Genomic DNA, 6,825 nt, shown 5'->3' with positions numbered 1-6,825 from the left:
GACCACGACCCTGCCCGCCTCCGCTTGGCGCAGGGCCGGCAACAGCAACCCGGTGAGGGCGAAGTGGCCGAGGTGGTTGGTGCCCAGCTGGCGCTCGAAGCCGTCAGCCGTCCGGCCCTGGGGGACGGCCATGATGCCGGCGTTGGCCACCAGCAGGTCCAACGGTCCATCCCACGCCGAGGCGAACGCACGCACCGAGGAGAGGTCGGCCAGGTCCAGCTGTCCGAGCCTGGCGGTGCTCGACCCCGTCTCCTCGACCAGCTGAGCCAGAGCCCGCTCACCACGCCGCGGATCGCGGCAGGCCAGGGTCACCACCGCGCCCCGACGGTCCAGCTCGATCGCGGTGCGCAACCCGATGCCGCTGTTCGCGCCGGTGACCACGGCCGTGCGCCCGTCCAGAGAGGGGATGTCGGCCAGCGACCAGGCCGGAGATGTCGTCGTGTTCGTCATGACCAGACCATAGCCGAAACGGACTGAAAGTGTCCGTTTCGGGGCGGCGCCGCACCGTCGGGGTCGCATCTGGTGACCACCTGAGCATCGGTATGCCCCTGACCGATACAACTATCGGATCGGTCAGAGACCGGTCCACCGGAACGAAACTGGTCCGGGGTTTCCAACTACCGACGGACCGCCGGCCGTCCCGCTCCGAAGCCTCACCAGGGTGCTTGTCCTGAAGCCTCTTCGCCGACACTCTGGGTGCAGCATCGCTCACCCTCGTCACCACCTGGCTCGGGGCATCGATGCCTGTACTGCTCCCGGTGGACAAGCGGGAATCCGCAACCGGGTCGCCCTGGAGGACATTTTCGCCGTACTGCCCCAGGCCTCCGGCGGCGGGATCGCCCTTGGCATCGACTACGAAAGCGGCAAGAGGCCGGTATCTGGGATCACCGGCCCCAGACGGTGCCCCCTGAACACTCCGATGCGCAGGCACCGGAGTGTTCACGCCCCAGCATCAACCCGGTGCTCGTGCACGCCAAAGAAGGGGGCGAGAACAGACCGGGCCCATCCCGTTACCTTCGTCGTAGCTTCCCCGTCCAGCAGGATGGAGGGGGAAGCTACGACGAAGGTAACGGGGACTATGAGGTTGTGCGGTATGAGCAGTTTCCCAGTGTCGAGGGCCTCGTCGGCGATCTCGGCGGGCTTGCGGTGGCAGTCCTTGCCGGCCTTGACCAGCCGATCGAAGATCTGCTGTCTGGTAGAGGCCCGAAGCGCCCCATCAGCGCCCCAGTGAGGCCTCGCGATCGGACGAGATCAGGGGTTTACTGTCCTGGGGCAGGACATCCCCAGCGGGCTAGGAGCGTCCGGCAGGGTGCTCGTTTACGGGTCCGTCCCGGAAAGGGACACGTCGATTAGTGTTATTGAGTGATCACTGTCGAGCGTCTCGAAGATATCAGCCGGTTCCATGACCTATTGCGGGACGCACTAGCAGAAAGCACCCAGCCCTTGACGCAGATCCAGCGGCAGGTCGTGGTGGACATGATGGGGGAGCTGATCGTGCACGCAACAGAAACCATCAGGCCATAACGAAAGCGCCCCACCCGACAGAGGATTAGGGCATTCCGGCGCTCGATCGGGGAGATCGGGTACGGGGCCCTCAGGCTAGGGACCCGCATATAACATCAGCCGCCCGGGGATGCTCTTATAGCCTGTCAAGCCGGACTGGGCTGGTTCTCGAGCAGCGGATTGCCGCGTCAGTAGGTCAGATGAGGCGTCATGCCGCAAGGGTCACGAAAAAGGGCCGCTTTACATATGGCCCGGTTTTCGGACATCTGCGGGAAGTGCGGTGACTGTTTGTCTCCGGACATGCGGATTGGTTAGCGGCGGCAATGGCCCGAGGTCTCTCTAGCATTGGCATATGCGCCTGCGAGAGACCCGCCCAGCGGATCTGGACATCATCTTGAGCTGGGTGACCTCAGAGGCGGACATGGTGCTCTGGTCTGGCCGCACCTTCACCTGGCCTTTGGACCGAGGACAGTTGGAGACCTATCTGCACAACGATCGGCGCCGGTATTGGACCGGGCTCCACCCCAATTCCGGGGAGCCGGTCGGCCACGCGTCGTTGCTCGTAGACGACGAGGCACGCATGATGCGACTCGGGTGCATCCTCCTCGACCCCACTGCTCGAGGACGCGGCTTGGGTAGGGATTTGATCACCGCAGCAGTACGCGTGGGTTTTGCAGCGACGGAGCTACCGGCCATGAGGTTGGGGGTCTACGCGCATAACGTCTCGGCTCGACGTGTGTACGAGAGCCTGGGTTTTCAAACGACCGGTCGAGTGCGTAGCACCGAGGTGAGTGGCAAGCCCTGGCATGCCGTGGAGATGGAACGACCGCGACTCGGCTGAGCCACAAATGAGCGTCGGATCAGCCCGCTGCAAGCTCTCCAATCCCATAGGCTGACGCTCACAGCAATCTAAGGAGAACGGGGCGGCCGTGCAGGGGTGTGCGTTCTGTCGGATCGTGAATCGGGAGACTCCCGCGGAGGTCGTCTACGAGACGAAGTCCACGCTGGCGTTCTTCCCGTTGGAGCCGGCCACCCGGGGGCACACCATGGTGATTCCAAAGCGGCACATAGAGACCTTTCTCGACGCTGAAGAAGCGGATGTGCCCGAATTGGGGTCCACTGTCCTCACCGTGGGGCGTGCGCTACGGGCCGTTCTGGCGCCGGAGGGTATGAACATGATTTCCTCTGCCGGAGTGGCTGCCAGCCAGTCGGTGATGCATCTGCACGTGCACCTAGTGCCGCGTTGGGCCGGGGATGCAATCGGGGAAATTTGGCCGCCAAAAGTTCCGACTTCGGAGGCACTCCTAGAAGATGTTGCGGATGCATTGCGCCAGTTCTGCCGTACCAGCGGCCTGGAAGAGCGCAACCCCCAGTAGAACCAGCCCCACGGCGACGACCCGGTATAGCGCCCGGAATAGGCGTTCCTGCCGCAGATAGAAAGCGTCCAGCCCGGCGAACGCCACTGCAGGCAGAAGGGCGACAAGGGCCATCCACCAAGTCAGATGAGCTGCTGCATAGGCATAGATCACTGCTGCCACTGTCAGTGACCACCCCTTCACCGCGAAGGAGTGAGAGGCCTGTCGCGTGATCGTGTTCTGGATGAACTCCAGATGTTTGATCCGCTCAGGCGACACACTCACCACTGCTTGCGGACGGCGATGGCGTTTTCGACCCACGACTCGAGGTTATTTGCGATCGTGCCGTACACGTTGGTGCTGGTGCTCCCCGCGGGATCGTAGACCGGAACAACCGAGTCGAACGGCACCTTGCCGTTGTTCAGAGTGAACCCAGCGAAGGGATTTGCGCCCTTAGTGCCAGAGCGACCGTCGTGATCGAGGAGCTTGTGGATGTGAATGCCGAGCACGCCTTTGCCGCTGCCCCAGGCCTTCGTGAACTCGTAGTTCACCCACTTCCGTCCTGCAGTCTGGCTGCCGATGAGTACCACGTTGCAGCTCTTGCCGCCCATCTCTGCGTCGATCCACTTCTGGATCGCGGCCTCACCGCCGGCGGCTACGTCCTCCCAATGGTTGGAGCTCAGCAAGGGTTGGCCTTCGAGGAGTCCCATGTTCCGAATCTGGGACACGCGCCAGGCGTCGAGCTGGTAATGAAAGCTAAAGAACACCTTGCGAGCCATGAGTCATCCTTTCGGGGCGCCACACCGGGGGATGTGGGTTGCTTATGAGAATACTGGTGCGATCGGACACCTTTGGGCGCGGGACGGTGAGCCAGAAGCGGAAAACACTGTCTAGACCACCAGCTGATGGGGCAGCGGAAGTTCATGCGGTTGGCAATGCTGCCGGCAGGGAACGGGATTGGTCCTGCAGGCATGAAGTGAGGAGCTACCAGCTCCTTCAAAAAGTTGACATATCAACAAACTCGATATTAGCTGGTGCGTGTTCTCGAGGAAGGCTTGGGAGCGGCTGGGTAGCGTGTGTGAGAGCTTCCCGATCGCACTCAGGAGACCCCCCATGGCCCGAGCCCGCAAGAGGAAACAAGTCGAGGGGCAGTTGAGCATTGATGCCTTTCTCTTCCCGGAACCCGAGGAGGTTCGTGATGAATACGTACGGCAAGTTCGCTCAGGAAGCGTGGAGGACGACCGCGCCCGAGGAGTACGCCCAGATCCCGGATCCGGACGCGTGGTTCGAGAGACTGGGAGAGGAAGCGACCCAGCGGGTGGGCGAGTTGATGATGGAGTTGGCCGGCCCGGATCCGGTGGGGGAGACCTACTTGGAGAAGGTGGGGCGGTTGAACGCGTCGAAGATGCAGGCCGAGGAGATCGTGCGGGCCGAGATGCTGACCCCGGATCCGTCGGTGCAGCAGGAGCCGGAGGAGGACGAGGAGGAGACCGGGGTGGCTCAGATGCTGCGGGTCGTGGAGCAGCTGAACCGGGAGGACCGCCAGTACTGGGACGAGGTGGCCCGGAAGGACGCCGAACAGGCGTAATCCCGGCTGAGTCTGAAGGTTCGGGGCGTTTCGTCCCCCGCGCCCAGGACGAGCTGGCCCCCTCTGGAGCCCAGGCACGCTTCCGGGCCAACCTCGCCGCGCTGCGCGTGCTGCGCACTCTCCAAGCCGAGGAGCGGGCCGCTACCGATGCTGAGCGCGCCACGCTGGCCCGCTGGGGGTCCTGGGGTGCGACCGGGGTCGCGGAAATCTTCGACGAGTCCCGTCCCGAGTACGAGGCCGACCGGGCGGAGCTGCACGAGCTGCTGGATGAGACCGAGTACGCGGCCGCGCGCCGGACGGTCATCAACGCCCACTACACCGACCCGGCGATCGCCAGCGAGGTCTGGGGCGCCCTCACTGCCCTGGGTTTCCAGGGCGGGCGGGTGCTGGAGCCCGGCTCCGGTGCCGGCACCTTTATCGGGTTGGCCCCGGAGGGGGCGCAGATGACCGGGGTGGAGCTGGACCCGGTCACCGCGGCGATCTCCCAGGCCCTCTATCCGGACGCCACGATCCGCACGGAGTCGTTCGCGGACACCAGGATGCCCGGTGGGGTCTTCGACGCGGCGGTGGGCAACGTCCCCTTCTCCCGGAACACCCTGCACGATGCGCGGCACAACGCGGGCGGCACTCGATGCACAACCACTTCATCCTCAAGTCTTTGGCGCTGACGAGGCCCGGTGGGGTGGTCGGGGTGCTCTCCAGCGCCTTCACCCTGGATGCGCAGAACCCCGCAGCGCGCCGGGAGATGGCCCAAAGCGCTGATCTGCTTGGGGCGGTCCGTCTCCCCACCGGCGCCCACCGTCGAGCCGCCGGCACGGACGCGCTGACCGACGTGCTGATCTTCCGCCGCCGACTGCCCGGCGAGGAACCGTTGGATCAGGAGTGGGTGGAGACCGCCCCGATCGAACTGAATGGGGCGCAGGGGCGGATGAACGCCTACTTCATCGACCACCCCGAACGTGTGCTCGGGGAGCCGATGATCGGCAACGGGATGTACGGGGCCGCTACTTTGACCGTGCGCGCGGAGGATCTGGCGGCCACGGGGGACCGGCTGCGCGAGCAGCTGGCGGGCATCACCGAGCGGGCCGTGGCGGCTGGGCGCGGGATGGCCGAACGTAGTGGCGAGCAGGAGCTCGAGGTCGCTGCCTTGATCCCGGCGGGGGAGCAGGAGCAGATCGGGCACATCACCGATCGCGGTGCGGAAGGCTTCACCCAGGTCACGATCGAGAAGGTGCACGCGCCGCTGAAGGTGGCACGTACCCGGCACGGTGAGCTGCGGGCATTGCTGGGCCTGCGAGACGAAGCCCGTGCCGTGCTGACCTTGGAGGCCGCCAACGTCGATGACACCCCGGAGCTGGACGCTTTGAGGGCTCAACTGGCGGCCAGCTACCGGGCCTATGCGGATCGCTACGGGCCGATCAACCGTTTCACCGAACGCCGCACCGGGCGCACCAACGAGGCCGGTGAGGAGATCCTGGCCCGCATCACCCCACCGGCGGTGGCTCTGCTGGGGGATGATCCGTTCGGGCCGCTCGTGCTGGCCCTGGAGCACTTCGACGAGGGCACCGGCACGGCGGCTCCGGCTGGTCTGCTGTCGCAGCGGCAGGTGCAGCCGCGCAAGCCCGTGCTCGGGGTGGACACCGCCGATGAGGCCCTGGCCGTCACCCTGGACACGGTCGGCACCGTGGACCTGGCCCATGTCGCGGCCCTGCTGGGCACCGATGAGGCCGGGGCGCGGGAGTCCCTGGGAGGACTGGTCTATGAGGTGCCCGGAGAGGAGGGGGTCTATGAGACCCGTGCGGAGTATCTCAGTGGTGATGTGCGCGAGAAGCTGGACACGGCCCGCGCCGCCTCAGTCGCCGATGAGCGGTTCCAAGCCAACGTCGCGGCACTGGAAGCAGCGCTGCCGGCCCCGCTGGGAGCCGATGAGATCGAGGCCCGGATCGGGGCGGTGTGGGTCTCCCCTCAGATCCACGAGCAGTTCCTGCGCCACATCATCAAGGACCCAGCCGCCCGGGTGGACCGGATCAGTGGCGCGAACTGGGACGTGAAAGCCAGCCGCCATGTCTTCGCCGCCCGCAACGACTGGGGCACCGACCGAATGGCCGCCGGCGACATCTTCAAGAACCTGGCCGAGCAGCGCCGGGTGCAGGTCACCGACCCGGACCCGACCGACCCCGAGGGTAATCGCCGGGTGGTCAACGCCACCGAGACCACCGCCGCCCAGGAGAAGGCGGCACTGATGCAGGAGCGGTTCAGCGAGTGGGTGTGGGAGGACCCGGCCCGGGCGGCCGGGCTGGTGGATGAGTACAACCGGCGGTTCAACTCCATCGTGCTGCGCGACTACACCGTGGAAGGGGAGAGACTGAGCTTCCCGGG

Annotated in this window: 7 protein-coding genes and 2 pseudogenes; 6 read left to right on the top strand and 3 right to left on the bottom strand. The window is 65.5% G+C overall.

The annotated features are described in order from the left end of the window. On the bottom strand, positions 1-450 hold a 450-nt coding region (locus BJF77_RS18805; RefSeq protein ID WP_139318663.1), incomplete at its 3' end, for an SDR family NAD(P)-dependent oxidoreductase. A 912-nt stretch (positions 451-1,362) separates the two neighbouring features. On the opposite strand from BJF77_RS18805, the gene BJF77_RS20750 reads away from it, so the two are divergent. The 3 genes and pseudogenes from BJF77_RS20750 to BJF77_RS22935 form a co-directional block, all read left to right on the top strand. Continuing rightward, positions 1,363-1,524: a hypothetical protein gene (locus BJF77_RS20750; protein ID WP_158041337.1), complete on the top strand. Its 162-nt coding sequence runs from the start codon at positions 1,363-1,365 to the stop codon at positions 1,522-1,524. Between the two features lie 331 nt (positions 1,525-1,855). Then, positions 1,856-2,344 carry a GNAT family N-acetyltransferase gene (locus tag BJF77_RS22940; protein ID WP_075873121.1) on the top strand — a complete coding sequence of 163 codons (489 nt, stop codon included), beginning with the start codon at positions 1,856-1,858 and terminating at the stop codon, positions 2,342-2,344. 76 nt (positions 2,345-2,420) lie between these two features. After that, a pseudogene (locus BJF77_RS22935) lies at positions 2,421-2,879 on the top strand (HIT family protein); the annotation flags it as partial. Here BJF77_RS22935 and BJF77_RS20920 read toward each other — a convergent pair. Together BJF77_RS20920 and BJF77_RS18790 are read right to left on the bottom strand one after the other, a co-directional pair. Further along, the gene (locus BJF77_RS20920) at positions 2,808-3,143 is read right to left on the bottom strand and encodes a hypothetical protein (RefSeq protein WP_187347302.1); all 336 of its coding nucleotides are present in this window, start codon (positions 3,141-3,143) and stop codon (positions 2,808-2,810) included. The pseudogene BJF77_RS22935 and the gene BJF77_RS20920 overlap by 72 nt on opposite strands. Beyond that, complete coding sequence (locus BJF77_RS18790; protein ID WP_075873119.1) at positions 3,140-3,637, bottom strand: TIR domain-containing protein; 498 nt, start codon at positions 3,635-3,637, stop codon at positions 3,140-3,142. Before BJF77_RS18790 ends, BJF77_RS20920 begins: the two co-directional genes overlap by 4 nt. 419 nt (positions 3,638-4,056) lie before the next feature. Between BJF77_RS18790 and BJF77_RS18785 the strand changes: the two genes are divergently transcribed. The 3 genes and pseudogenes from BJF77_RS18785 to BJF77_RS18775 all read left to right on the top strand — a co-directional run. Then, a complete protein-coding gene (locus tag BJF77_RS18785) occupies positions 4,057-4,446 on the top strand; it encodes a TnpV protein (protein WP_075873118.1) in 390 nt (129 codons plus the stop codon). 107 nt (positions 4,447-4,553) lie between these two features. Then, positions 4,554-5,114 carry a hypothetical protein gene (locus BJF77_RS18780; RefSeq protein ID WP_075873117.1) on the top strand — a complete coding sequence of 187 codons (561 nt, stop codon included), beginning with the start codon at positions 4,554-4,556 and terminating at the stop codon, positions 5,112-5,114. Further along, positions 5,078-6,825: pseudogene (locus BJF77_RS18775) on the top strand (helicase); the annotation flags it as partial. The gene BJF77_RS18780 and the pseudogene BJF77_RS18775, both read left to right, overlap by 37 nt.

This window comes from Kocuria sp. CNJ-770 (assembly GCF_001942375.1).
GTDB classification, from domain to species: Bacteria; Actinomycetota; Actinomycetes; order Actinomycetales; family Micrococcaceae; genus Kocuria; species Kocuria oceani.
Note: the sequence above shows the minus strand (reverse complement) of the source record. Positions and strands in the feature narration are given on the sequence as shown.